Origin of the sequence: Thermococcus radiotolerans (assembly GCF_002214565.1) — an archaeon.
Taxonomy (GTDB): domain Archaea; phylum Methanobacteriota_B; class Thermococci; order Thermococcales; family Thermococcaceae; genus Thermococcus; species Thermococcus radiotolerans.
This window is the reverse complement of sequence record NZ_CP015106.1, coordinates 1550962-1576672: the sequence shown is the minus strand read 5'-3', so window position 1 is coordinate 1576672 and position 25711 is coordinate 1550962. Positions and strand designations below refer to the sequence as shown.

Here is a 25711-nt window from a genome sequence, read left to right as displayed (position 1 = left end):
GTGTGAATAAAAAGAAACCTCACAGATACCTCTCCTTCACCCACCTTATGAAGTAGTCCGGGTTCAGCTCCTCACCGATGGCCCTCTGAAGGAGCTCCTTGGGTGGGTATATGCTTCCGTGCCTGTGAATCCTCTCGCGGAGCCAGTCCTTTATGGGTCCGAAGTTGCCCTCGCTTATCAGCTCCTCCACGTTGAGGTCGCGCTTCATGTGGTAGTAGAGCTGGGCCGAGAGGAGTGTTCCGATGCTGTAGGTCGGGAAGTAACCGACCGTTCCGTGGGCCCAGTGGATATCCTGCAGGATTCCCTCGCGGTAGGTTTTCGGCCTTATGCCGAGGAGGTTCTCCATCTCGTCGTTCCAGAGTTCCGGCAACTCTTTGGCCTTGACTCCCTCGTTGAGCATCATCCTCTCGAGCTTGAAGCGGAGGAGTATGTGGAAGTTGTAGGTAACGACGTCGGCCTCGGTCCTTATGAAGTCCGGGCGCACCATGTTGAAGTACAGGTAGACGTCTTCGGGTGTGTACTTGGACATGAAGGGCAGGTTCTCCCGAAGGGTTGGATAGATGAGGCCCGCGAACTCCCTTGAGCGGCCGACGATGTTCTCCCAGAAGCGGCTCTGGCTCTCGTGGATTCCGAGGGAGACGCCCCCGACTATGGGACTGAACATGAATCTCTCGTCCTGCTGGAGCTCGTAGAGCGCATGTCCGAACTCGTGGACCGTGCTGAGGACGGTCATCCTGAAGTCGTAGCCCTCGTAGCGCGTGGTTATCCTGACGTCCCTTATTCCGAACTCAGTCGTGAAGGGATGGGCCGAAACGTCGAGCCTTGAGCGAACGCCGAGTGGAAAGCCGAACTTCTCGAGTATCCAGCGGTTCACCTTCTCCATCTGGGCCTGCTCATAGGTTTCCTTCTCAAGCGGGTGGCTCTGGGGAACTTTCCCCTCTTCCATTATCTTCTCGAGGAGAGGCTTGAGCTCCTTCTCGAGCTTGTCGAACATCCTTGTGACGTCCTTTGTCGTGGTTCCCTCCTCGAAGAGGTCGAGCAGGGCATCGTAGGGCTCGTCCTCGTAGCCGAGGTAGTCGGCGGCGCGCTTCGCGAGGTCTATGATTCTGTCGAGCCACGGCTCAAACTTGGAGTAGTCGTCGCTTCTCTTCGCCTCCTCCCAGGCCTTCGTTGCCTGGCTCGTGACCTCGCTCATCTCCCTGAGGAACTCAGGTGGGAAAGAGCGGCTTATCCTTATGTTCCTGTCAAGAACCCTGACGACACCGCGCTCGTACTCGTTGAGATCCTCGATTCCCTTGGCCTTCTCGACGAGCTCGATGAACTCCGGCTTGAGGAGGAATTCCTGGCTGAGAACGGAAAGCTCGCCCTGGGCGACGCTCCTCTCGAGGATGCCCTCCCGCGGCATGTTGACCTCCATGTCCCAGCCGAGGACGCTCTGGGCGTGGCCTATTGCCCAGATGCGCCTGTACCTCGTGAGTATCTCCCTGACGGTCTCGTTCTGGAAGACGCTTTCCATCGAAACCACCCCTTGTTTTTGATAGAACTTTCAGGCATCCGCTTTTAATCTTTTCGATGCTCATCTAAACGGGAGGGTAGAAGTCTGTTACTTCCACCGGAAACGGCTTAAAGGGGGAAGCGTAAGTCCGTGAAAGAACGAGTGCTGGTGATGACTATGGAACTCGACCTGGCTGTACTGGGCCACGTCTCGATAGACCACATTCGGTTTCCGGGGAGGGATGAGATACTCTACCCCGGTGGTGCGGCCGCGGCCGTGGCTACTTCGGCAGCTTTGGCCGGCGCGAGGGTTGGCCTGATAACCAAAGTTGGAGAGGATTTTCCCAGGGAATGGCTCGAAAAGCTCGCCTCCGTTCTGGACGTGAGGGGCGTTCAAATCCTGCCCGGCAGGACGATTCACATATACATGATTTACCACGAGAACGGAACCGTGGATGCTCCAGTTGACATGGGCGTCGCCCGTAACATGGGGGAGACCCAGATTCCAGAGGAGTACATGAACGCCAAAATCTTTCACATAGCCCCGATTCCACCAGAGGAACAGCTCAAGGCCCTGAAAAGGCTGGAGGGCAAGAGGATAAGCCTGGACTTCAACCCGACCTACATCGAGGACTACGCCAAGAGAACCGAGCTCATGAGGGAGATAGCATCGCGGGTCGAGGTTCTCTTTCCAAACGAGAGGGAGGCTTTAACGATAACCAAGGCCCGGGACGTGAAGAGAGCCGCTGAGGTACTGTACGAATGGGGAGCGAAGGTGGTCGTGGTAACGCGTGGCGAGAGGGGGGTTCTCGTCTACGACGGTGATTTCAGGGAGTTCCCAGCGCTTCCGATATCCCCCCACGAGATAGTCGACCCCACCGGTGCGGGGGATGCCTTTGCGGGAGGATTTCTTGCGATGTACTCCAGAGGCGCGGCGCTCGAAGACTGTGTGAGACGGGGCCTGGAGAGGGCGAGGGAAGTTCTGAAAAAAACCGGAAGCTGGAGCGTTTAAGAGGTTGCGAGCCTGGCGAAGAGGTAGAGCACCACCAGGAGCAGCGCCGCCAGGGCCGTCACCTCCAGCCTCGGGAGCGCGGGGGAGAGCGTCGACATCAGCAGGTATGTTGGGAAGGACATCGCAACCGCTGCGAGGAGAATGAGGTAGTGCTCCCTCGGGGCACGCTCCCTGTCGAGGTAGCCCATTTCAAGGGCGAGGATGGCGAGCGCCATCACAGCGAGGCCGTAGAGACCCCCCGTCCTCGTGTAGATGAGGAAAGCCGCCGTTGCCAGGAGAAATAGCGTGCCGACGAAGTACCACTGGATCGCCATGAGGGCCAGCGGGATTAGGAGGAGGGTTCTGGGATCGAGGGTTCCGAGCAGGACGAAGAGTGGAACCAGGGGTATGAGGGAGTAGAGCCTTCTCCTCACCTTCATAGACCCACCACCTCTGCTATCGCAGCCTCCAGGGGTTTTCTGACATCCCAGTCGATGATGATACCGTAGGCGGACATTTTCATGAGCATCGCGCGCCTCTGGAGCATCAGCAGCTTCAGCGCAAGCTCCTCCTCTCGGTTCTTAGGCTCAACCGCCGTGTAAGGGTTGGGACTTATGACGACGACGTTGTAGCCGTACTGGGCCATTATCCTGAGGGCGTCCCTGCTCTCCTCGGTCAGGAGGGGGGAGAAGTACAGCAGCTGAGCTTTGGCCGGAAAGCGCGCCTTTATGAGGTGTTCGACCTGGTAGGTTATCATGTTGTTCTTGTCGGGTTTGGCCGTGCTCAGGAAGTCGATGCACTTGAAGAAGTGCCTCTTACCGTAGTCAACTCGAATCCAGAGCGGGACCTCCTCGGACAGTAGGAGTCCGAAGCTCGTGCCGTTGTTGAGTGCGTTGAGCATGAGGGAAGCCGCGGCACGGACGAGGTGGTCAAAGACGAGATCCCCCGTGTAAGAGGCGTCCACTATGAAGACGACGTCGACCTTGCGCTCGCTCTCGTACTCGTTGGCCATTATCCTGCCGGTTCTGGCGGTGGCCTTCCAGTTGATTATCTTGAGAGGGTCGCCCGGCTGATACTCCCTGACGGCGTGGAACTCAACACCCTCCCCCACCCTCGGCGATGGGAGCGGGCCGACGGTTATCTTCGTTCCCTTGGTGGAGTACGGCGTCGGGACGTCCGTGATTATCGGAACGCCCACTATCTCGCTGTAAACCTCCACCGCCTTGTCAACCTTGAAGAAGCCGAAGGGGTCGCGGTAGCTCAGCCTCACCCAGTTGAACTCGTGAATTCCCCTCTTAACGCGAACCCTGTACCGTATCTCCCGTTCCTCCCCGGGTTTGAGCGACAGAACGTGCTCTTTCTGCCCTTCCACGAGCTCCAGGCCCGGCGGGATGTCCTCTGTGATCTTCAGGGTAGGTATCCTCTCGTGCGATTTAATTCTAAGGATTATCTCCAGCTCGGTTCCCTCAAGGAAGCGATTGTGGGGGATTACACGCTCTATCTCAACGTTGAGGGTCGGTTTGAAGAAGAACACCGCCACGAAGAGGAGCCATATTATCGGGAGCGTCAGGTACACGAGCTCCCACCGCAGGAGGAGAAAGGCCAGCATGACGATTAGCCAGAGGGCGAGGAGTATCTCCTCTGCCTTCTCCGTTGGGTACATTTTGCCCGTGGGCTCCTCCCTCTCCTCAACCGGAACGGAGTGCCCGTAGAGCGGGGGTTGGGCCTGCACCTTTTCACCTCACTCAAACTTGGGAACTGGAACGCGCTCAAGGAGCTTCGCCATTATGCTCTCCTGGCTGACCTTCGTGTACCAGAGCTCCCTCTTGAGGATGAGCCTGTGGCTCAGCGCCGGAACGGCGACGGCCTTTATGTCGTCTGGGATGACGTAGTCCCTACCCTCTAGGGCGGCATAGGCTCTGGAGAGCTTGAGAAGGGCGAGGCTCCCCCTGGGCGAGGCCCCAACCTCTATCTCCTTCTTGTCCTCCCTCGTGGCTAAGACTATCTCGGTTATGTACTCCAGGATTGCGTCGCTGACGTAGACGTCCTCTATGGCCCTTTGCATCTCTACGACTTCCTCTGGGGTCAGGATCGGTGTTATATCCACCTCCTCCTTCTTCCTCGCCATCCTTCTGCGAAGTATCTCTATCTCCTCTTTCTTGCTCGGATAACCGACGCGGAGCCTGACGAGGAACCTGTCCAGCTGGGCCTCCGGAAGCGGATAAGTACCCTCCTGCTCTATTGGGTTCTGAGTGGCGAAGACTATGAACGGCCTCTCAAGTTCGTACGTGTTGCCCTCGACGGTGACCTGCCTCTCCTGCATGGCCTCTAGGAGAGCGCTCTGGGTCTTGGGCGGGGCACGGTTTATCTCGTCGGCGAGGAGTATGTTCGTGAAGACGGGGCCCTTTTTGAACTCGAACTCGAGCGTTTTCTGGTTGAAGATGCTGACGCCGAGGATGTCGCTGGGGAGAAGGTCGGGTGTGAACTGGACGCGCTTGAACCTCACCCCCATCGCGGTGGCGAAGCTCTTCGCCATGAGCGTCTTGGCCAATCCGGGCAGGTCTTCCAGGAGTATGTGGCCATCCGCCAAAATCGTCGTCAGTATGAGCCTCAGCACCTCGTCCTTTCCGACTATCGCCTTCTTGACCTCCTCAAGAACGGCGTTACCCTTGGAGCTTACCTCCTCTATCTTCATAGAGATCCTCCTCCACAATTTTTAAGGCCTTTTCAAGGTTATCGAGAAAGTCTCCCTCCGAACGGAGGGCTTGAATGGCCTCGTTCGGCTCGGAAGTGAGCGAATGAAACGTTTGATTGTAGTCCTCGGAGAGGGTAGCGTATATTTCCGCTATCTTCTCCTCAAGGAGGGAGCGTGCAACCCTTCCCCTCTTGGCGCGCTCTATGAGTGTCACAACCCTCTCAACGTCGGTTTTTCTCTCGACCCTCTCCAGTTTCTCCCTCCTGGGGAGGGGAACATGTATATCAAATCCAAAGAGGAGAAAGGCCAGAAGGGCGCCCAGCACCAGAACGGCGAGCCATCTAACCAGATAGGAGCCGGCAACTATGGCCACTAGCAGCGGTATCACGGCTATCGCGAGCACGTACCGGTTAAACCTCATTCACGCCCCTCCTCATCTCGCGGTAAACCTCGAGGGCCCTCCGGGCATCATCCCATGTTATTTTCTCGGGGGCGTATTTGGCCTTTTCGAAGAGCCGTGTCAGCTTGACGAAGGCATCGTGCATGTATTTAACATGCTTCGCGTGCTCCCAGTGCGTCCAGCTCTCCTGGTACGGCATCCCGAGGTACTCAAGCCAGAGAACGGCGTTCTTGTATATACCCACAATGGCCTCCCTTGGGCTCTCAAACATCTCAAGGCCGAGTTCGTCGAGTTTCCTGTCGAAGAGCTCGGCCCGGAGCTTCATCTCCTTGCGTTCCTTCTTCCGCAGGTACGTCCTGTACTGGATCACGGCGAGGTATGCAAAGACCACTATCACAATGAGCAGGACGGCATAGAGGAGGTACTGGGAGGGGAGGGACTGCCTGGTCGGGGCCAGTTGGGTGCCGTTGTAGTGACTAGAAGTCTGAACGGGCGCGGAACCGTTCACGGAAGCGTTTAAGGCAGTACTGTTGTTGGAGGGGATTTTTACGGCCGTATTTTCCCGAATCAGATACATCACGAGAACAAGGCCGGAAAATCCCAGGGCCAGCATGATATACCTGACGAAAAGGGCGAGGCCGCCCGAATCAAGTCTCTGAAAGGGGTCCTTCCATCCCAGAAATACACCAACGATAACGAACAGGCCAACTATCGCGAGGATCATCACGAGAACACCTGCCCACTGGGCGGGGCTGCCCCTCGAGGTCTCCGATGTGGCCGCGCTGTAGTTGACCATCAGGGCCATCAGTGAAAACAGCAGTCCAGAGAGGACCAGTAATTTTACCCTGGTGGACATTTCCATCAGGGGTTTTAGAGAGGGCAGGTTTAAAAACTTTTACCCCTAGGTAAAGGTCAGGTGATGAAAGTGGAGAGGGTTCCAAGGCTCTACGTTGAGGCTCCTCCCGAGGAGTGCCTTGAGGGAAGGAAGGTTAAAAAAGACTGCGTGGTCATCAGCGGGAACGTTGAGGTCTGGCTGAAAAGGGACGAGAGCGTTCCGGACTTCATTGATATCAAAAGGGCCAAATTCCTGGCGAAGGAAGTTTACGACAGGTTCTACCTCTACGTTGACAGAATGGAGGGCAAGATGCTTGCCGATGCCATCCTGGTCCTTCCCGATGGAAGAACACGGATATATTTGAAGAGGGACGATGAACTGCTAATCCTTCCCGTCGAAGGATACACGAAAACCCTGATAGCGAACGTTGGGAACCGGGTGAGGACGGGGGATGCCTTTGCGGCGATAACCACCAGAAAAGGAGAGGTTCACTACATCAAGCCGCCCAAGACGGGAACGGTCGTGTTCATAGACGAGGTGACCAACAGGCCGCACTACGTTTACTACATACTCCCCGAGGAATGAGCGTTCTTTCCCACTTTTGTACAAACCTTTATAAACCGCCGGGTCAAGCCCCACCTGAAGAGAATTTTGGAGTTGAAGGAAATGAAGATTGAAACTGGAGATTTTGTGGTGTTTCACTACGTCGGAAAGTTCGAGAACGGCGAAGTTTTTGATACCAGTTACGAGGACATTGCCAAGGAGAACGAGATATACGTGGAAGAGAGGGAGTACGGTCCCCTTGGTGTCAACGTCGGCGTTGGCGAGATAATCCCTGGCCTTGACGAGGCCCTTGTCGGCATGGAGCTTGGGGAGAAGAAGACGGTCACGATACCACCGGAGAAGGCCTACGGCATGCCCAACCCGGAGCTCGTCATTGAGGTGGCAAAGACGGAGTTCTCAAACGTCGGCATAGAGCCCATCGAGGGCATGTACGTCATGACCGACTCGGGAATCGCTAAGATAGCCAAAGTCGGTGAGGAGAACGTCACCCTTGACTTCAACCACCCGCTGGCCGGGAAGACCCTCGTCTTCGAGGTAGAAATAGTGGACATTCAGAAAGCCAAAGAAGAGGCCTCAGACGGCGAGGTTGAGGCCTGAGGCTCCCTGGAATACTGCCACTCCCATTATTACGAGCAGCAGGCTGTACTTTATGCCTGCTGAGTATTTCCCTTCTCTTATAACGCCAATTCCAAGGCCCGAAACTATCGCTTGGAGGGCAACGAATCCCAGCAGTATGGTCCTCACGGTCTCCACCGGGAACTCCACGTTGCCGGTGCTCATAGCCAGCATTACCTGGGCGACTATGCCGAGTATAAGGGGTCCGATAAAGCCGCTGGTAATTATGAAGAACATCACCTGCATGCCCGTTGAGGCCTTCCTCTCCTGCTTTATCCTGAGTATCTCCCTGACATCGTTTCCAACGAAGACAAGAACGTCGCTCATCGGGGCACCCCTCTCGAGGGCCTCGATGATGATCATCATCGAACGGTAGATGACGGGAGACTTTCTGTTCCTTATCGCAAAGGCCCTGAGGGCTTCAACGGTTGGACGACCCTTCTTTATCTCGGCGACGGTTTTCTTGAACTCATCAGTTAGCGAACCGAATTTGGCTGTTGTCAACTCCTCTAGGGCCTCCGAGAAAGAGATACCCGCCCTGAGCGAGCTGGCCAGATAGAAGAAGGCATCCGGGAGCATCTTTTCCATCTCTTCAATACGCTTACTGATCCTCCAGTAGGGGTAACCAAAGGCCATTGCTCCAAAGAGGGCCAAGAAGGTTATGACGGCGTAGACGGCTGTGGAGAACATATCAACGAGTACGGCACCGATTATTCCGACCAGCAGGGAGACGATGAGGTACTCGGCGGCGAGGAAGTTTATTCCCGAGGAGTATATGAACACCTCATAGCGCCTCATCCACCGCTTGGGAACCATCCTCTCAATGATCTGAATCAATGCTCCTGACAATCCTCCCGCCATCATTGTCACCTCGGCTCTCCCTTCTTAATCATGTTGACCACTATGAACGACAGCGCCGGGAAGGCGAACAGCAGTATAACCGCGAGGGTCTCCGGGGGCAGTACGAGCTGCTGTGCCATCACTGAGCCGGCGAGTATTCCAACGACGAACATGGTAGGCATGACTATTGTCATGAACATGTAGATGAACGCTATACCGTTGACCCTCTGGACGTACTCTATGAGCTTCATCCTGTACTCAAAGGCGAAGTCCTCGGCCAGCTTGTAGAGTATCTCGGAGAGGTTTCCACCGAACTTTATCGCCCTGAGTATCTGTTTGACGACACGGCTGACGTTCTCGGAGCCCATCTTTTCATCAAACTTGGTGAGGGCATCCTCAAAGGAGGAACCCGTCCTCATATCCCTCAGGATGAGCTCAAACTCCTCGGATATAACGCCGTAATCGGCGCGGGCAACGGATAGCAGGGCCTCGGATATACCAACACCGGCGCTGAGGAGAGAAGCCATGTGCCTCAGGGCATAGGGCATCGCCCTCTCAACTTCAACAACCCTGCGCTTCCACACCATTCGCGGGTAGTACCTCATGTACATGAAGCCGCCCACAAAGCCGAGGAATCCAACGAGGGCTGACATATCGAGGGGAATGTATAGAAGGTACGCGAACAGGAATCCAAAGATGCCCGCAAACACGGCCACCGCCAGCATCAGTGCGACGTACTTCTCCTGGGGCATCAGTATGCTCGCCCGGTAGAGCTCCTGGTCGAGGCCCTTGAGGGAGTTCGTGAGTGATTGAACCGGTCCCTTGAAGTAGCGGAGCACCGTCTCCGCAAGCCTCTCGGAGAAGGGCTTCTGGATCTCCTTCTTCCTCCACTCCAGAATCTCCTCTATCTCCTTCTCCTTTTCTTCCTCTGCCCTCTCCTTCTCGATTTCCTTCTGCAGTTCTTTGAGCGCCCGGAGTCTCTCCTGAACACTTTTGCCCTGGGGGATTCTCCTTATGGGTTTCTCGGCAACCTCTACCGTCTTTCCCCCTAGGCGCTCCAAAAAGTCGGTGATGGCTTTAACGACGCCCACGATTATCACCCTTAGATCAGATTCTTAACCTGCTTGCTGGTTTCAATGCTGCTCTCGGCCTGAATCTTCTTCAGCAACGCCTCCTCGTCTATGTAGAACTGCCTTATGTAGTGGCCAACCTTATCAATGCTCCTGATGCCCTGTTCTATCATCCAGTCAAGGATTATCTTGCGCTTCTCCTTCTCGAACTCAAGCTCGGATATGCTCATACCCGTATGGTGAGCTAGAGTATTTAGAGTCCTGCTCGGAACTCCTGTCGGGATCAGCTCATCCTTGGCCGGGTCGTACTTGTAGAGCTTGTTGAGCTGAACGCTCTCGGCCTCGATGCCCGAGATCTCGGCTATCTCGGTGATGCGCCTTATGGTTCCCTTCTTCCGGCTGTGGAACCTGACCTGCATTATGATGATGTCCAGCGCGGGTATCATTATCCTGGGAACGCTCATCGGCGGGCTCTCCAGACGGACTATGGTTTCCCTCGCGCTGTTTGAGTGTATGGTTCCCATACAGCCGTCGTGACCAGTGTTCATTGCAGTGAACATAGTTCTGGCCTCTGGACCACGAACCTCACCAACGATGATTCTGTCGGGACGCATACGGAGGGTGTTCTTAACGAGGTCGTCCATGGTTATCTCGCCCTTGCCCTCGACGTTGGGCGGCCTCGTCTCGAGCCTGATCCAGTGCTCAACCGGGAGCTGAAGCTCGGCCGTGTCCTCTATCGTTATCACGCGCTCGCTCGGCGGAATGAACATGGCAAGGGAGTTGAGCGTGGTGGTCTTACCGGAACCCGTACCTCCCGCAACGAGAACGTTCGCGGGCTTGACGCCCAGGCCATCCACGAATATCCACAGCAGGGCAGCTATCTCGGTGTTCATGGTTCCGTACTTGATGAGGTCGATTATCGTGAGCGGGTCCTTCTTGAACTTACGGATGGTTATGGTGGGGCCGTCAAGGCTGATCGGTGGGATGGTTGCGTTGACACGGCTTCCGTCCGGAAGGCGTGCATCCAGGAGCGGGCTCTGCTGGTCGATTCTCCTGCCTACTTCCCTCGCTATCCTCTCGATGATGTTGAGTATCTCCTTCTCCTCGGGGAAGACTATGTTGGTCTTACACATGTTGAAGCGCCTGTGCCAGACGTAAACGGGCCTGCCTGTACCTATGACCATGATTTCCTCGAGGTTGTCGTCGCGGACGAGGGGATCGAGCTTGCCGTAGCCTATCATGGACTGGACTATCATCTCGGTGAGGACCTCGACCCTGCCCTCTGAGAAGTGGGGAGCCTCGTCCTTTATCATCCTCCTGACGGCGTTCATGAAGACGCGCCTGCGCTCCTCCAAGTCTGGAAAGGCAGAGGGGTCTATCTGGAGTTCGGTTATCGCCCTGTCCTTGATCCTCTTGAAGAGCTCCTCCTCCTCGCGGCTTAGCTTGGGAAGGCGGATCTCGTATATGGGGACGGGTTCGCCCTTAACGCGGAGGATGCGGACGTTTCCGTAGGCATCCAGAACCTCGGCCTTCCCCGCGTAGGTCGTCTCCTCCGCACGAACAGATGAACCGAGGATATCCTGAAGGGTTGAGGGCGGTTTGGGCTTGGGGGCGGGTTTTGGCTCCTCCTTGGGGACCTCTTCCTCCTTGGTGAGTATCTCTCCAAGAATATCGGCACCGGTGGGCCTGTTAGTGATGGCCTCCTCTGGAGAGGGCCTGCTGAGGATCTCCTCTAAATCAACGCCCCCCTCCTCCTTCACAAAGGGGAGGTGCTCCTCCTCTTCCTCCTTCTTTTTATCCTCCTTGAGGACGTTCTCAAGGAGGTCGTCCTCCCCGCTCAGTATCTCATCAATCCATGAGATGCTCTCCTTCTTCTTTTTCTTCTCATCCGGCACCAACGCTCACCGCCCCTCATTCTTCCAGCTGACGTGATAGGTTATATCAACACCCTTACCCATGAATATTATCCACACGGGGAAGTCGAAACCTGCCTGCTTGGGCGGGTTGATCTCGGGAATCCCAACGGAAACACCACTGATTAAACTGCTCGAAAGCTGGAACATTCCAGGCATCGTTGGAAGCGGCTGCGGCTGGCTCTTCTGGGGCGGATTGAGACCCTTGTATTCCCACACGAACTCCTCCATGTAGTCCCTGTACGTCATTGTATAGTTGGGGGTGAAGTCTGTCATGCTGGCACCATCGAATATGACAGGTATCGAGGCGGCGAAGAACGTGTTGAAGATTCCCGCCTCGTTGGGAACGTTTGTAAGGCGGAAGGTAACGTCACCCTCGTACTGGAGGATCTTGATGTGGGCATCAACCATTGGGAACATGCTCCTCAGGTAGAGAACCTTGGGGGTGTTTACGAGCTGAGGATACATAACCCCGCAGCTTATTATTCCAATATCATCCAGATCCTCTATCACGCCGCTAACGCTACTCCCGTTGTACTCAACGGTGGTTATTTTAGCGGTATCTCCGCAGACCGTTTCGTAGTCCATGGTCGGGACTATGTACGAGTAGTGAGAGGTTATCTTGAAGTTGACGACAACGGTTTCGTAGGGCATTATCCAGAAGCCCGTGTAGTAGTTGAGGGTGGTCTTCTTAACGTTTGATATGTTATGGAGAACCGTGTCTCCAACGAGTACGGCATTCATGGTCTCGCTGTTGTCCAGCCTGTAGACGGTGAAATCGTAACGCGGGTTCACCACTATGAACTTGGGGAAGGGGGCAGTGTTCACCATGGTAACGTTCAGATTTATCATGACCTGCCCCATGATACCTATGTTGTTGTAGGTATCGCCGGGAAGGCGATAGGTTGCTGCACTAACCAGAGATGAAGCTAACAAAAGAATAAAGAGAGATGCTGCGAGGCGTTTCATTGCTATCACCTCAGGTGGCAACTTTAGCGATGTAAATGTACTGCTGGTTGGAGAGTATGTCGGGCACGAATATTGAGGGAACCCTTACTATGACCAGGAACTGGGTGTTCGGGTCGAGCACGAGCATTCCGGATTCCTTCTCAAGGTCAACTATCTCCCAGCCGTAGGCCCTGAGCTGCTCCTTGACGTCCTCGCTGGCCTGTATCTTTCCGGCCGCTATCGCCTTGAGTATCTCCGTCAGATCGACGTTGTAAGTGTAGCTGGCGGAGGCGCTCTGGCTGGCGGTTTGAGAGTTGGAGTAGATGTCGCTTATCGCCTGGCCGTTGGTTATGGACGCATCTCCCGGCGTGTACTGGGTGTCGTGCTGCTCGGAGTACTGGGTTGATGAGCTGGTGCTCGATGAGCTTGTCTGGCTCTGAGCCTCGTTGACGGAAATCGTTCCGGCCTCCGTCGGGAGGAGGACTAGCTCAACGTAACCCTCGTTCACTATCTCCCTGAATGGCGCGTTGGTCGCGTTCTTGGCGAATATCATGATCTCATCGCCCGGAGCAAGGAAGGCACCGTTTATCTTGTCCCTTGAGAGGACGAGGGCGATGTCAACGAACTCAACCTTGTAGACCCTGTACTGTATCAGCTCCTTGTAGTCCAGTATTCCGCCCAGGACGGCCTTTGCGTCGGATTTGCTGACTATCTTCTTGACGTTGTCCTTCTCCAGGATGACGTTCTGGGTCGGGATTATGTCGATGATGTAGTAGTAGTACTCCCTCCAGAGCTCGAGAAGGTACGGATCCGCGTTGACAGCCTCGACCTGCTGCTCGCTGGTGGCGCTCATGACCTGCTCCTCGAGGCTGTTCATCGAATCAACCACCTTCTTCTTGAGGCTGTCCGGCAGCGGCATCGCGAGGAGCTGGCTGAACTGTGCCTCAATCTGGCTTATCTTCTCCTTCTTGGTCTGGTTGAGCTGCCTCTCCATTTCAAGGCGGTGCTGCTCCTCAAGGTAAGCCTGATACTGATTCCAGGCGCTCTGGTATGCGGCTTTAACGTCTATTGATTCGACCTCATCCACAGTCTGGGCCGCGTTTATCTTTCTGATCAAATCGTCCCGGGCGTTCTTTCCAAACGTCGTGTTCATAAGCTCGCTCCCGGGTTTGAAGTAGTAGTTAACCTCCGCGAGCTTTTTGTTCTTAGCCTGGGTGAGCTGCTCGGCGGCGCGGTTCTCCATGTAGATGTAAGCGCCTATAGAGATTATTAAAATCACGATTATGACTATCGATGCACCAATGAGAATGCGTCTCTTCCTTTCCCTCTCCCTTATGCTGCCCACGGGGCGGGGCTTCTTGGGAGGTTTCTTGACAGGGGGCTTGGCCGTTTTGGGGGCCTCAGGCTCTACGCTGGCTTTACCCAGCTCTCTAAGACGGCGGATTTTCGCCTCAATATCCTCGGACACGTTGAGCACCACCATCAATCGTTATCATAACCAGCTTCTTATGTCGAATAGTTTTTTGAACTTCAATCTTTATTTAGGTTTCGGTGAGAAGTATGGAGCGGTTAGAGATTGCTGTAATAGAAATCCGGGGAAAATGTCCCGTTTTTAACCTGGGGGACAGAATCGTCATAGAGGGGCCCAGCGTCAAACTCGATGAGACCGATGCGATTTGCACCCACGCCTTTGCATCCCTGCTCCCATACATAGTCGCCCTGCGAAAGGGTATTAAGCCCAGCGAACTAGGCCTTGGCAGGGGAGAGAAAGCGTACGTTCAGTGCCTCGATCCCGGGCCGCCGTATACAGACGGTGGAACTGTAATCTTCGAGATAACGGTGGTGAGAGATGAAGCAGAGGAAAGCGTGGAGGATAGTGAGGGAGGTAGTTGACGAGGCCGACCTCATCGTTGAGGTAGTTGACGCGAGGGACCCGATCGGGACGAGGAACAGAAAGCTCGAGAGGCTCGTCCAAGAGGAGGGCAAACCGCTCCTCATAGTCATGAACAAAGCGGATTTAGTGCCGAAGGAATGGGCGGAGGAATACAAGAGGAAGAGTGACCTTCCGGTCGTCTTTATATCGGCCCGCGAGAGAAAGGGAACTGGAATCCTGAGGAGGGAAATAAGGAAGCTCGCAAAACCCCTGCTCGACGAGAGGGAGAAGGTTAAGGTTGCACTCATAGGCTACCCCAACGTCGGCAAGAGCACGATAATCAACACGCTAAAGGGCAAGAAGGCCGTTGGCACTGCCCCCATACCGGGCTACACAAAGGGAAAGCAGCTGATAAGGCTCAGCAAGAAGATATGGCTCCTGGATTCGCCAGGTGTTGTTCCAATAGACGATTTCGACGAGCTGGTAATCAAAGGAGGCTTCCCGGCCGACAAAATAGACGAACCCGTCAAACCCGCGTTAAAGCTCATAAGCAGGATTCTTGAGACCAGAAAAGAAGCCCTCACAGAAAAGTTCGGAATAGATAAATTCGAGAGCGAGGAGGAGATTCTGAGGATGATAGGCGAGAGAAGAGGGCTGATAAAGGCCGGAGGCGAGGTTGACATCGAAGAGACGGCAAGGTGGTTCCTGAGGGAGTGGCAGACGGGTCGCTTTACCCTCTTCGGGAAGGAAGAAAAAGGAGGGGAGGACTTTACCTGGGACTTTGAGGACGTTCTTGATGGAATAGAGAGGGACCTCCTCCTCGATCCGAGAAGGATACTCTGGAAGTACGGCGACGAGCTGAGAGAAAAGCTCGACAACCGGAAGCGCGTTGGGATACGTGAGATAGAGGGCTTTACCGTCGGAATAGCGACGGGCTTCAAGAAGTGCAACGGGGGGATAAAGCTCCTCGAGAGGCTTACCGGCAAGCACGTTCTGGCGAGCGAGTGCTTCGGGAAGAAGTGGAAGGGCGTAGTTGTGATAATGGAGTGATGAGGTATGAGGCTTTTGCTGACGACTTCGCAGGGGATTGAGGACTTAGCGAGGGCCGAACTTGAGAGCCTGCTCTCGGGCCTTGGAGTTCCGTTTCGGGTGGAGGAGAAGCCGCTCGGTGTCGAGGGCAGGGTTCTCGCCGAGATCGGCGAGGCATTTTACACCGACGAAAAGGGACGGAAGAGGGAGCTGAGCGTTTCAACCTACCTGAACGAGCGTTCGAGGCTCCTTCACCGGGTAATAGTCGAGATAGCGAGCGGGAGGTTTGAGGGGATAGGTGAAGAAGAGCCCGAGAGGGCGTTGAAGAGGATAGAGGAGTTCGTATCTGGACTCCCGGTGGAGCGGTACGTCAAGGTTAGCGAGAGCTTCGCCGTGAGGAGCTTCCGAAAGGGCGAGCACAGGATTACAAGCATCGATGTATCCAAGACCGTCGGCAAGGCGATATTCGAGCGTTTGGAACGCTTTGGAACTCCAAGAGTGAACCTCGACCATCCTGCGGTCATATTTCGGGCCGAACTGATAGGGGAGGTTTTCTTCCTCGGGGTTGACACAACCGGCGACAGCTCGCTCCACAAGAGGCCTTGGCGCGTTTACGACCACCCAGCGCACCTAAAGGCCAGCATAGCCAACGCGCTGATTGAGCTGGCGAAGCCGGACGGCAGCCCGTTCATCGACCCATTCTGCGGGAGCGGCACGATTCCTATAGAGCTGGCCCTGAGGGGCTACGCTGGAAGGATAATTGGCCTGGAGAAGTATAGAAAACACCTGCGCGGGGCCGAGATGAACGCCCTCTCCGCAGGGGTTCTGGAGCGGATAGAATTCATACTCGGCGACGCCACCAGGCTGAGCGAGTACGTCGATAGTGTCGACTTTGCCGTCAGCAACCTCCCCTACGGGCTGAAAATAGGTCGCAAAAGCGCCATTCCGAGGCTCTACATGGACTTTTTCAGCGAGCTCGCCAAGGTTCTTGAGAAGCGCGGCGTCTTCATAACGACGGAGAAAAGGGCGATAGAGAAAGCGATAACCGAGAACGGCTTTGAAATCAAACATCACCGCCTCATCGGCCACGGCGGACTCATGGTTCATGCCTACGTGATAGAATGAGGAACTAAGGGAGCAACTCGGCAAAATCGCTTAAATCCCACGCGAGGAGGCCGTTTTTCATGAGTCCCCCCTTATCTTCGATTTTCTTCGCCACTATTCCATAGTTCTTCTCCCAGCCTTCCAGTCCAACGAGTTCTGCCTTCCTTTCCAGACCCTTTAAAACTCGCCGCACTCCCTCCTCGCTCAGGCATTTCCACTTCACCTCTACGAAGAGAGCCTTCTTCTCCCGCTCGTTCAGTGCCACCAGATCAATTTCCTCGTTCTTATGCCACCAGCGCCCGATTTTCATGAATCGGAACGGCAGTCTTCCAGCCCTGTTGAGTTCGATCAAAAACTGCCTCGCGACATCTTCGAATATCCCGCCAAGGTAGGAGTTGTACCCTTCGAGGAACTCCCCCCAGAAGTCAAGACTCTCAAGCTCCACCTCGTCCCTGTACCTCTCCACGAAGCGGAAGTAAAAGCGGATGTAGTTGTCGGCTATTTTATAACGAGTGTTCCTGGTCTTCGGAGGGGCAGTTACTGGCGTTTCCCTCCTCAAAAAGCCCAGCCTCTCAAGGACTCCGATGTACTTGAAGAGGTTCGAGCGCGGTATCCCCGTGAAGGTGCTTATCTCGTTGAAACGAGTCTTTCCCTCGGCTATTGCCTTCAGGATGAGCTTGTAGACCCTCGGTTCCCTCAGCTCGCTCGAAAGGAGGAAATCCCCCTCAGCGTAGAGGAAGCCCTGCTTGCTGAACGCGAGCCTCTTAACGTCATCAAAGCGGTTGAAGAGGACTAGATAGGCCGGAATCCCTCCGGTTACGCCGTATATCCTCACCACTTCCTCCAAGTCAACTCCAAGGAGCTTCCAGGAGCTGAAAAAGTCGAGGGGTTCGAGCCTTATCTGGCCGTCCCTTCTGCCGTAGAGGGGGCTCCTCTGACTCAGGACGTACTCCTCCATCATGCCAACGCTCGAACCGACGAGGATCAGGTGAAGCTTGGAAGCCCTCACGACCTCGTCGACTATGTACTGGAACTCACTGAGAACCCTCTTGTCGGACTGAATGAGGTAGGGAAACTCGTCTATCACAACCAAAATCTTCCCCTTCTCTCCCAGGTACCTGAAAACGTCCGCAAAGCTCGAGAACGACTCAGGAGTCAGATAAGGGCTCGGGTACTTCTCAAGGACCGCCCCCGCGAAGTCCCTCAGGTTGTCGAGGTAGGTGCTGTTTCTGGCAAGGTGATATACGGCCGGCTTATCTTTGATGAACTCCTTTACCAAGCGGGTCTTCCCCACCCTCCTCCGCCCGTATATCGGGAGGAGGGAGTTGTCGTTTTCCCAGAGCTCCTTCATGAAGGAGAGCTCGCTTTCCCTATCAACGAAAGTTATTGGCATGGTATTATACTCGGCCTATAACTATTTAAGACTTTTGCCACAAAACCACAAACTCATGGGAGGCTGAAAAACTTTGAAAGAAAGAGGGAAAACAGAGTTCAGACCTTCAGCGCCTTGACCGCGCTGAGGGTCTCCTTGAGGTCGTCGTAGCCGTAGCGGAGGTATCTCCTTCCCTCTTCTTCGTAGCCGTCCGCGAAGGCACTCCAGGCCCTGTTGAGGGCTCTCTCGCCCTTGCTGAAGACGCTCATGATGGTTCCGTAGGTCATGAGTCCCTCTATCCTGAGGGGCTGCGCCTTCTCGGCGAACTCGTCGAGCTCCTCGAGTATCTTCGTCAGCTCGGCCGTGACCTTCTCGGCGGGGGCGTCCATTATCTTCTCGATTCTACCGATGGCATCGGTGAGGAGTCTCTCGAGCTCCCTGACACCGCCGGTTCCGCTCTGGGCCGCCCTGTGGAGCTCTTCCTTGGCTCCCTGGCGCCTGAGGACTATTCCAGCCCCCATGACGGCCAGGGAAACGGCCAAGCCGCCCCACATGGGCGGCATCCTGGCGGCGGTTATCGCGCCGGCAACGAGGCCTACCGTGAGCAGGACGTTTCCAACGAGCTTCTTCATCTCCATCACCTCACGGGTGGAGCACTCCCATGACGGTCAGGACCGCGAAGAGGAGCGTCATAGCCGCCTCTCCGACCATCAGTCCGGCCGCGATCGGGAGCACCTTCTCGGTTATGAACTCGTTGCCCTTCTTCCTCTTGGCTATCTCGTGGACGATACAGCCGAGTCCGTAGGGCAGAATGTAGAGCATCGGCAGGTACATCGACAGACCGACGAGGACTCCGAGTCCCGGTATTCCGCTCATGGAGAGGGCGAAGCCGAGGATTCCTCCCGCGATGAACTTGTCCACCGGGACGTTGCCACCGAGGATCGCATCGACCATGGACTTGAGGGCCATGGCCTGCGGGGCAGGAACGGTCTCGTTTCCGATTCCGTAGGCCTTCCAGATGAGGCCGACGACGGTGAGGGCTATTATCGGACCTATCCAGGCGGTGAGGAGCTCAACCTTCTGCTGCCTGGAGGGAATACCACCGACGAGGTGGCCGGTCTTGAGGTCCTGCATCATGTCGGCGGCGCCGGAGATGGCGACACCGACGGTGGCTCCGAGGAGTATGGTGAGCGGGACCTGCTTGCCGGTGAGGTAGAGGAGTATCATGACCGACACGAGGGAGAGACCGGAAACCGGGCTCCAGTCGGTCATTCCGGTGGACATGGCGACGAGCAGGGCCGCCACGAATATCCAGGCGACGCCGACGAGGGCCGTGAGCAGGCTCCTGCCGATACCAAGGTTACCCAGCTGGTAGGTGGTGACCAGCAGGAGGAGGAAGGCAAGGGTTATTCCGGCGTAGAGATACTTTATCGGGAGCTCCTCGTTCCTGCCGGTTCCGAGCTTGCTCGCGTTGGCTATGCTCCTGAGGGCGACTATGATGACGGGCATCGAGAGTATGAGGCCCGCTATCGAGCCGCCGAGGAGCATTCCGATACCGAGCGGTCTGGTCATGTTGGCGTAGACGAAGCCGCTGATCGCTCCGCCGGTGACGTCGCTCGGGAGCCAGCCGAGGGTCTTAACTATGGGCGTGATGATGTAGTAGGAAAGTATTCCACCGGCGAGGACTATGAGACCGTTCCTTCCGGTGATGAGGCCCATTCCGAAGACCATCAGCGAGAGGGCCATGGCAAGGCTGACCCACTCGGGGAGGTGGAGTATGGCACCGAGGTCAACGTATTCGGGAATTATCTCCGGGAGGCCGAGCACCGGGAACTGCTGGACGAGGTAGACGGCCGCGCTGACAGCCATGCCGAGGAAGAGCAGCCTGGCCTTCTCGATTCCGCTTCCAGGGGTCTTGAGGACGGTGGCAACGGCAGTTCCGGTCGGGAAGCGAAGCCTGTCGATCTCGATCATCTGCTTTCTCAGCGGAATTATGAAGGTGATTCCCAGTATCGCTCCGGCCGCGGTGGCGAGGAAGAAGTACGTGGTGTTTATCTCCTGGTGCAGGCCCATGATGTAGAGCGCCGGGATGGTGAAGATGACTCCCGAAACGGAGATGTTGACTGCAGAGGCTATGGTCTGGACGATGTTGTTCTCGACGACGGTTCCCTTCTTGAGGATTCCCCTGAGGACTCCCCAGCCGACGATGGCAGCTATGGCCGAGCCGCCGGAGGTGAAGCCCATTATCATTCCCGCGTAGGTGAAGCTGGCGGCCATGAAGGCGCCCCAGATGACGCCGAGAATTATGGCGGCGGGCGTCACTTCGCGGTAGGTCTCGTCCGAATCCTTACGCTTCCAGCTCGCTTCTCCAACCTTCCAGTTGGCATCCGCCATCTCCTAACCTCCTGTACAGTTATGAGCATTCATGTCCATGTTCTTCGGGAATGTGCATTCCTGGGAAATTGGCCCGTTCTGAAATATAAAGTTTTTCAGCCCTGTAAATATCAAGAACGTGGATTTAAAACCAGAAACGAGTTAAAACAGGCCTTTATGCCGTTTTTAGTCTCAGCATGAATAAAAATTCATCAAGAAGATGAACAAATGGGCACTGACGCACATTACGACATTAGAGGCTCGAAGGGTGTTTACTGGGCCGTTTAATCCACCGAACGATGGTTAGTTGAAACTTGAAAAGACTGAAGCGATTTAGGAGAAGCAACGAGAAAAACGAAGGCTCATGTCTTCAGCGTCACGTCAATGACCACGGTCTCGTTGCCAGGGTTCCTCACCACGACCTTCCACTTGCCATCTGGAAGCCCAACGACCTCGTTTACTTCCCTGACGGTTCCAAAATCCTCCAAAACCTCCCCATCGGCCGAGACCACCTTCACCTCCACCGGAAGGTTTGAGGTCAACTTTACGGTCAGATTGGCCGGACCCTTGAAGGGCCACTCCCTGGCCTCACCTGCAGGAACGCTCTTCCCCTTGACGTAAACGAAGTTGTTGTCCAGGCAACCGGCGGCTACAACGGAGAGAATCAGCAGGAAGACAACCGCCCAACGCGTCCCCTTCATGGAACCACCGAAGATAGTCAAATAAGGAAAACTTAAAAAAGTTTCTCAGCACAGTATCGAGTCCTCGGCCAGGACGTCCTCCTCCAGCGTTCCTATGCCATCTATCCACGCCTCAACCCTATCCCCGTGCCTCAGAGGGCCGACTCCGGCCGGGGTTCCCGTCGCTATTATATCGCCGGGTTCGAGGGTCATTATGCCCGAAACGTACTCGATTATCTCCGGGATTTTGAATATCATCTCGCTCGTCCTCGCGAGCTGCCTTATTTCGCCGTTGACCCTCAAGCCCAGCTCTAGGTCGCTCACGTCCAGCTCACGTTTGTCAACCACCCTCGGGCCAACCGGGGCGAAGGTGTCGAAGCCCTTCGAGACAGTCCAGGGGAGGCCCTTTCGCTTGGCCTCCCACTGCAGGTCTCTAGCCGTTATGTCCAGCAGAATCGTGTAGCCGAGGACGTAATCCATTGCCCTCTCCCTTGGAATTCTCCTCCCGCGTTTGCCTATTATCACCGCCAGCTCAACCTCGTGGTGGACCTCCTTGCTCTTCCTCGGCAGGATTATGGCCTCTTTTGGGCTTATCAGGGAGCTCGGCGGTTTGAGAAAAATCACCGGCTCTTTCGGAACCTCATGGCCGAGTTCCTTTGCGTGCTCAGCGTAGTTCCTGCCGAGGCAGATTATCTTGCTCGGCCTCAGCTCGTAAAAGCCATCACGGAATGGAAGGCGAATCATCTTGAGCACCCAAGAATAGTTCGGGGATTCGGTTATAAACCGCTCGCGGGAAGGGTAATAAACCACTTTGTCTAAACCCTCAACGGTGAAACCCATGAAGCTCGTCGTCCTCAAGGAGAGGGGAAGCACTCTCGTCTTCGTTTTCCTTGTGATTTTCATAGTGCTCTTCACGCTGCCGCTGATATACATGCTCATCAACGTTCCAGAGGGGAGGCTGTTCATACTGGGCTTCTTCGTCTTCTTCCTGCTGATGATGTCCCTCGGTGCCTACTCCCTGCTCAGGAGGCGTAGGGAATACCGGCGCGCCGAGAACTTCGCGAGCCTGGTGGGATTCTCCAACTCGGGGGTAACGTTTCCGGAGGAGATTGAATTCGAGACGGGAACGCTTGAGATGAGGGGATACTGGGTCGGGAGCGGAAAGAACCGGAGCTACCACGTGGAGAGAAAGTTCATCCCGGGGGAGAAGAAAAGGGCCTCGCGGGTTCCCTTCATGGACTCACCGTTCAAAGTGGCCGTTTCTTCAGACGGAACGGGTTTCGTAAAGGCTCCCGCCGTGAGGATAACCGATGAGCTCTACAAAAACATCGTGGTGCTCTTCTTCACCGATGAGGGCAAGGTCAGGGGCACCGGCACGGTAACAGTGGCGACCGAGAGCGACTCGGCGCAGGTAAACTACCGCGGGGACGGGAAGTTCATAGCGGGGACGGTCTACTCAACGCTCACAAAGGCGAGGGCCGTTAAGGTCGCCATAAGCGCCGAAGGATTCGAGTACGAGAAGATCGTGGGGAAGGGCCGGAGCTTCGAGTTCCGTGAGAGGATGCTCCCCGAGGAGAAAGTCATCATGGTCGGCTCCTACGGCACGATAACGCCGAAGATGGTGGGTAATGGCCTCGGTGGAGGAACCGTCATCCTCGGCCACGGCGAGTTCATAATCCGTGGCATTCTGGACATAAGACTGAGGCCGGACGTGCGGGCTGAGGATACCTTCAGGGTCGAGTTGAAGGGAGAGGAAATCGAGGAAGAAAAGGAGTTCGAGGAGGAGTGGGGGTTTAGAGATTAACAACTCTATGGAAGAGCCTACCGAAGACAAAAAGAAGCACCAGGACAACGAGTGAGGTTAGAAATGACACAAATACCAAAAAGCACCCGTAAGAAGGCGTTGTCGTCCCCAGGAGCACGGCAACAAAGGCTATTATCGTCGGGGACAGAAGAAGGGTCAGAAGCCCCCAGAGGACTTTTCTTTCCATGAAGATGGCAACGGCAGTCCAGAAGAATATTATCTGGAGGGAAACCTTGAGAGGAGGGTAGTACATGACCGCACCCAGGAGGAGAAAAGAGGCCATTGCCGAGACCAACGCCCTGAGCAGCGTTTTCTTCCCCGGATGAATGCGGCCAAAAATCACGGCGAAGGCTATCACGAGGACTATGAACCCAACACTCCTCATCGTGAATATGCCTCTCCACAAATCAATTACCGAGAAAAGGTTATTATAGGCTCTGAAAACCGCCTTCAGGCCAGGTTCACCGGGTGTGTAGATGTAGCCGTTTATTCGGGGAAATATTTTGGAGTAGAACCCCGTTGCAGGGCTTTTCACGAGGGGATACTCGCTCGAGTTCACGGGGACGAGTGCTGGATCGCCAAAGAGAACGGCCTTCGGCTTAACCCCGAGTTTCATGAAGTAGGCGTTGCTTATCTGGACGAGCTTTCCAATGGGATATCCTGAGGCCCAAAATCTCTCCGGAAGATAGGAGACGCCCCCCATGTCTATTGATGCCACCACGGCGGGGGAGCCCTTCCTGAGGAGGGCGAGCACGAGGGAATCATCCGTCTTCCAGACCTTCCCAACGTCGCAGGATTCCAGAACAAAGACTTTTCCGGACGGTTTGCCAAGATGTGAAGGGCAGAGACCCCACGATCCCATGTTCACCCCAAAGGGGCTACCGTGCCCTTCGACCCAAATGAGGGATGCGTTTTCCGAAAGCCTCAGGTATTCATCGTAATCAACTTTTCCAGCCCTTAGAAAGACCGCCCCATCCGGTCTGAACTCCCGGAGCGAGTACATGAGCGGGACCACGTTGGGGGAGCCTCTAACCGGCAGGAAACCGACTACAGGGTTGTAAATGCCGTCGCCATCAAAATCCAGGCGGTCATAGAGGGAATAAACAAAGCTCTCATTAAACCTGGAGTAACTGACTACCAGAAGAGCGTAGTCGTCGGAGTTTAGAAAGTCGAGGTTGGAGAAGTTCGAAACGATCACCGTCCCGCTGTGAAGCTCGGCAATTTCCCGGACGTAGGGGTACAGGCCGCTCACGTTTTCGTCGAGAATGACGTAATAGTGAGCCGAGACGGCAGGAACAAAGAGGAGAAGGAGGAAAAGGAACGTAAGAACCCGCTTCAATTCACCTCCACCCCTATCCCCTCGACCTCAAACTTCCGGTTTACGTTGACCATTATCTCGTCCGGGTCGATGATTATTTTCACGGGCCTTTCTGGAAGTTCAACGCCGACCGTTGCCGTTCCGTTCACCCAGATGGTTTCGTCCACGTAATCGCCGTTCTCAAGGTAAACCCTGACCGGAACCGGCATCGTGAAGTTGCTGGCATCGGCTATGGTGAAGGTTAGGTTGTAGCCGGAGTTCCTTTCTAGAACCTGCAGGTTTTCAACCGTGTAGTTCGGAACCAGAGTCGAGTTGAACCACTCCTCAAAGAACCATCCTAGCTCGTGCCCGCTTACGTTCTCGAAGATCCCCTCAAAAGCCGTGACGTTGCACGGGGAAGTGTGACACTCTTCAAATAGCTTTCTAAAGGCCTCCGAGAACTTCTCGTCACCGAGCATGAACTTCAACGAGCGTATCACGAAGGCGCCTTTCCAGTATAGTGTGTAGTAGGAAGTGTAGTAAGAGTACCTGTGACGATCCTTCAGGACTTCGTAGAAGGGCACTTCATTCCCATATTTGAGAGTTCTGTACTCGTTGTTGTTCAGCCACAAGGGGTATTCATCTGGGTTCCACCTTCCGTAAGCTTCTATCTGCATGAAAGTTGCTAGTGGCTCGTTGATATAGCCGAACCACGCGTAATGTCCAGCCCACTGGTGGGCAATCTCGTGAAAGAGAAGGGAGGCATAGTTGACGGCAGAGTCCTCAATATTGACTCTACAGTCCACAAGTACGACCTGCCCACGATTCGTCCCCACAGAGGCCCATCTAAAGCGTTTGTACAAAATTCTATTGAGATTGGGGACAAAAAAGACGTCGAACTTTTGAACCGGAAGAATCCCCGTCAGGTTGCTGTACAATTCCATCACAAAGGTCAGCTCCTTTTGGACCAGACCGAAGCCCGCCTCACTGTAATCCTGGGAAGCAAAGTACACGGTAAAGTTGACCCCGTCCCACTCAAAGCTCTTCCACTCCAGATCCGGGAGGTACAGCACAAAACCCCCGTATGGACGAAGGGGGGAGGTGTAAACAACTTTCATTCCAGAGTGGATAACGCCGTTCCTAAACAGTACGAAGACGGTATCTTTGGGAAAGCTGAGAGTCACGGTAATACTCGCGTTTTTTGAGGCAAAACTCCAGCACGAAAAGTCGGTTCCAAAGTCAATACCCCGACTTGCCATTTGGGATATGTACACCTCGTTTCCCAGATGGCGGAGCTCGTAGCGCGCAACCCCTCTGAGGGTCGTCAAGTTCGTGGAGACGTTAACAGCGTAGAACTCTATCCCAACCCCTTCATCAAACAGGATATACCTGTCAACGCGGGAAAGGTTTAGGGGAACACCCTCGATGGTTATGTTCAGTTTTATCGGCTCATCTGCAGTCTTAAGCACGGCCAAGTAGAGCGTCCTGTCCGTGAAGTTCGTGAGCACAAAGCGGTAAACTCCAGTGAAGACACCACCCGAGTAGTTGACAGTTATGTTGCCGAACTGGGAGTAGGAAACGCGCGAATACCTTTCCTGGAAAAACTCAGTTGCATCTTCCAGCGTCAGGTTAACGATCTCGGGCTTCTCCGGGTAGAGGAATTCCACAGGAGGAACCTGCCTCACAGAAGTCGTTGAAGTGGTTTCAACTTCAGGTGGAGTGCTTGAAGGCGTGCCCGTTGAAGTATTCCCGTCGAGACAGCCGCTCGCAAGAACCATAAAAACAAGGAGAAAAACAAAGAGACGCTTCATGCC

25 protein-coding genes are annotated in these 25711 nt (G+C 55.0%); 7 read left to right on the top strand and 18 right to left on the bottom strand.

Translation table 11 applies throughout. From position 1 onward, the window contains the following. Positions 1 to 19 precede the first annotated feature (19 nt). The gene (locus A3L10_RS08775; RefSeq protein ID WP_088867253.1) at positions 20 to 1516 is read right to left on the bottom strand and encodes a carboxypeptidase M32; all 1497 of its coding nucleotides are present in this window, start codon (positions 1514 to 1516) and stop codon (positions 20 to 22) included. Positions 1517 to 1672: 156 nt separating this feature from the next. Here A3L10_RS08775 and A3L10_RS08770 point away from each other — a divergent pair, with 156 nt between their 5' ends. Next, complete coding sequence (locus tag A3L10_RS08770) at positions 1673 to 2506, top strand: carbohydrate kinase family protein (protein ID WP_088867252.1); 834 nt, start codon at positions 1673 to 1675, stop codon at positions 2504 to 2506. Here A3L10_RS08770 and A3L10_RS08765 read toward each other — a convergent pair. From A3L10_RS08765 to A3L10_RS08745, 5 genes are all read right to left on the bottom strand, one after another. Next, positions 2503 to 2925: a hypothetical protein gene (locus A3L10_RS08765; RefSeq protein WP_088867251.1), complete on the bottom strand. Its 423-nt coding sequence runs from the start codon at positions 2923 to 2925 to the stop codon at positions 2503 to 2505. The genes A3L10_RS08770 and A3L10_RS08765 overlap by 4 nt on opposite strands. Next, a complete protein-coding gene (locus A3L10_RS08760; protein ID WP_088867571.1) occupies positions 2922 to 4148 on the bottom strand; it encodes a DUF58 domain-containing protein in 1227 nt (408 codons plus the stop codon). The genes A3L10_RS08765 and A3L10_RS08760 overlap by 4 nt, the downstream gene beginning before the upstream one ends. A 78-nt stretch (positions 4149 to 4226) precedes the next feature. Beyond that, complete coding sequence (locus A3L10_RS08755) at positions 4227 to 5180, bottom strand: AAA family ATPase (RefSeq protein WP_088867250.1); 954 nt, start codon at positions 5178 to 5180, stop codon at positions 4227 to 4229. Beyond that, positions 5149 to 5601, bottom strand: a complete 453-nt coding sequence (locus A3L10_RS08750) for a hypothetical protein (protein WP_088867249.1) — start codon at positions 5599 to 5601, stop codon at positions 5149 to 5151. Before A3L10_RS08750 ends, A3L10_RS08755 begins: the two co-directional genes overlap by 32 nt. Continuing rightward, positions 5591 to 6442 (bottom strand): DUF4129 domain-containing protein, encoded by an 852-nt coding sequence (locus A3L10_RS08745; RefSeq protein WP_232460970.1) that lies wholly within the window; start codon positions 6440 to 6442, stop codon positions 5591 to 5593. Before A3L10_RS08745 ends, A3L10_RS08750 begins: the two co-directional genes overlap by 11 nt. A gap of 63 nt (positions 6443 to 6505) precedes the next feature. On the opposite strand from A3L10_RS08745, the gene A3L10_RS08740 reads away from it, so the two are divergent. Continuing rightward, positions 6506 to 7000 (top strand): DUF2118 family protein, encoded by a 495-nt coding sequence (locus A3L10_RS08740; protein WP_088867247.1) that lies wholly within the window; start codon positions 6506 to 6508, stop codon positions 6998 to 7000. An 81-nt stretch (positions 7001 to 7081) separates the two neighbouring features. Continuing rightward, positions 7082 to 7576: an FKBP-type peptidyl-prolyl cis-trans isomerase gene (locus A3L10_RS08735; protein ID WP_088867246.1), complete on the top strand. Its 495-nt coding sequence runs from the start codon at positions 7082 to 7084 to the stop codon at positions 7574 to 7576. Here A3L10_RS08735 and A3L10_RS08730 read toward each other — a convergent pair. The 5 genes from A3L10_RS08730 to A3L10_RS08710 are packed head-to-tail and all read right to left on the bottom strand — an operon-like array spanning position 7553 to position 13833. Continuing rightward, positions 7553 to 8458: a type II secretion system F family protein gene (locus A3L10_RS08730; RefSeq protein ID WP_198362093.1), complete on the bottom strand. Its 906-nt coding sequence runs from the start codon at positions 8456 to 8458 to the stop codon at positions 7553 to 7555. The two genes, A3L10_RS08735 and A3L10_RS08730, sit on opposite strands and share 24 nt — an antisense overlap. Before the next feature lie 2 nt (positions 8459 to 8460). After that, on the bottom strand, positions 8461 to 9525 hold the full coding sequence (locus A3L10_RS08725) for a type II secretion system F family protein (RefSeq protein ID WP_088867244.1): 1065 nt from the start codon (positions 9523 to 9525) through the stop codon (positions 8461 to 8463). An 11-nt stretch (positions 9526 to 9536) separates the two neighbouring features. After that, positions 9537 to 11399, bottom strand: coding sequence for a CpaF family protein (locus A3L10_RS08720; protein ID WP_088867243.1), 1863 nt, complete (start codon positions 11397 to 11399; stop codon positions 9537 to 9539). 6 nt (positions 11400 to 11405) lie between these two features. After that, complete coding sequence (locus tag A3L10_RS08715; protein WP_088867242.1) at positions 11406 to 12386, bottom strand: hypothetical protein; 981 nt, start codon at positions 12384 to 12386, stop codon at positions 11406 to 11408. 10 nt (positions 12387 to 12396) lie between these two features. Further along, on the bottom strand, positions 12397 to 13833 hold the full coding sequence (locus A3L10_RS08710) for a DUF515 domain-containing protein (RefSeq protein WP_088867241.1): 1437 nt from the start codon (positions 13831 to 13833) through the stop codon (positions 12397 to 12399). A gap of 92 nt (positions 13834 to 13925) precedes the next feature. On the opposite strand from A3L10_RS08710, the gene A3L10_RS08705 reads away from it, so the two are divergent. Genes A3L10_RS08705 through trm14 form a run of 3 tightly spaced genes read left to right on the top strand, consistent with a single transcriptional unit; the run spans position 13926 to position 16392 of the window. After that, positions 13926 to 14258, top strand: a complete 333-nt coding sequence (locus A3L10_RS08705; protein ID WP_088867240.1) for a TIGR04076 family protein — start codon at positions 13926 to 13928, stop codon at positions 14256 to 14258. After that, positions 14215 to 15288, top strand: a complete 1074-nt coding sequence (locus A3L10_RS08700) for a GTPase (protein WP_088867239.1) — start codon at positions 14215 to 14217, stop codon at positions 15286 to 15288. The genes A3L10_RS08705 and A3L10_RS08700 overlap by 44 nt, the downstream gene beginning before the upstream one ends. A gap of 6 nt (positions 15289 to 15294) precedes the next feature. Continuing rightward, positions 15295 to 16392 (top strand): tRNA (guanine(6)-N2)-methyltransferase, encoded by a 1098-nt coding sequence (gene trm14 / locus A3L10_RS08695; RefSeq protein WP_088867238.1) that lies wholly within the window; start codon positions 15295 to 15297, stop codon positions 16390 to 16392. Positions 16393 to 16396: 4 nt separating this feature from the next. On the opposite strand, the gene A3L10_RS08690 is transcribed toward trm14, so the two are convergent. From A3L10_RS08690 to A3L10_RS08670, 5 genes are all read right to left on the bottom strand, one after another. Continuing rightward, the gene (locus A3L10_RS08690) at positions 16397 to 17764 is read right to left on the bottom strand and encodes an ATP-binding protein (protein ID WP_088867237.1); all 1368 of its coding nucleotides are present in this window, start codon (positions 17762 to 17764) and stop codon (positions 16397 to 16399) included. A 98-nt stretch (positions 17765 to 17862) separates the two neighbouring features. Continuing rightward, complete coding sequence (locus tag A3L10_RS08685) at positions 17863 to 18381, bottom strand: BREX-1 system adenine-specific DNA-methyltransferase PglX (RefSeq protein WP_232460969.1); 519 nt, start codon at positions 18379 to 18381, stop codon at positions 17863 to 17865. Between the two features lie 4 nt (positions 18382 to 18385). After that, positions 18386 to 20137, bottom strand: a complete 1752-nt coding sequence (locus A3L10_RS08680; RefSeq protein WP_088867235.1) for an OPT family oligopeptide transporter — start codon at positions 20135 to 20137, stop codon at positions 18386 to 18388. Positions 20138 to 20478: 341 nt separating this feature from the next. After that, positions 20479 to 20817: a hypothetical protein gene (locus A3L10_RS08675; RefSeq protein WP_088867234.1), complete on the bottom strand. Its 339-nt coding sequence runs from the start codon at positions 20815 to 20817 to the stop codon at positions 20479 to 20481. 45 nt (positions 20818 to 20862) lie between these two features. Then, positions 20863 to 21540: a fumarylacetoacetate hydrolase family protein gene (locus tag A3L10_RS08670; RefSeq protein WP_088867570.1), complete on the bottom strand. Its 678-nt coding sequence runs from the start codon at positions 21538 to 21540 to the stop codon at positions 20863 to 20865. Between the two features lie 94 nt (positions 21541 to 21634). On the opposite strand from A3L10_RS08670, the gene A3L10_RS08665 reads away from it, so the two are divergent. After that, positions 21635 to 22600 (top strand): hypothetical protein, encoded by a 966-nt coding sequence (locus A3L10_RS08665; protein ID WP_088867233.1) that lies wholly within the window; start codon positions 21635 to 21637, stop codon positions 22598 to 22600. Here A3L10_RS08665 and A3L10_RS08660 read toward each other — a convergent pair. Next, positions 22590 to 23939 (bottom strand): hypothetical protein, encoded by a 1350-nt coding sequence (locus A3L10_RS08660; protein ID WP_088867232.1) that lies wholly within the window; start codon positions 23937 to 23939, stop codon positions 22590 to 22592. The two genes, A3L10_RS08665 and A3L10_RS08660, sit on opposite strands and share 11 nt — an antisense overlap. After that, a complete protein-coding gene (locus A3L10_RS08655; protein ID WP_088867231.1) occupies positions 23936 to 25708 on the bottom strand; it encodes a M1 family aminopeptidase in 1773 nt (590 codons plus the stop codon). Before A3L10_RS08655 ends, A3L10_RS08660 begins: the two co-directional genes overlap by 4 nt. Positions 25709 to 25711 lie beyond the last annotated feature (3 nt).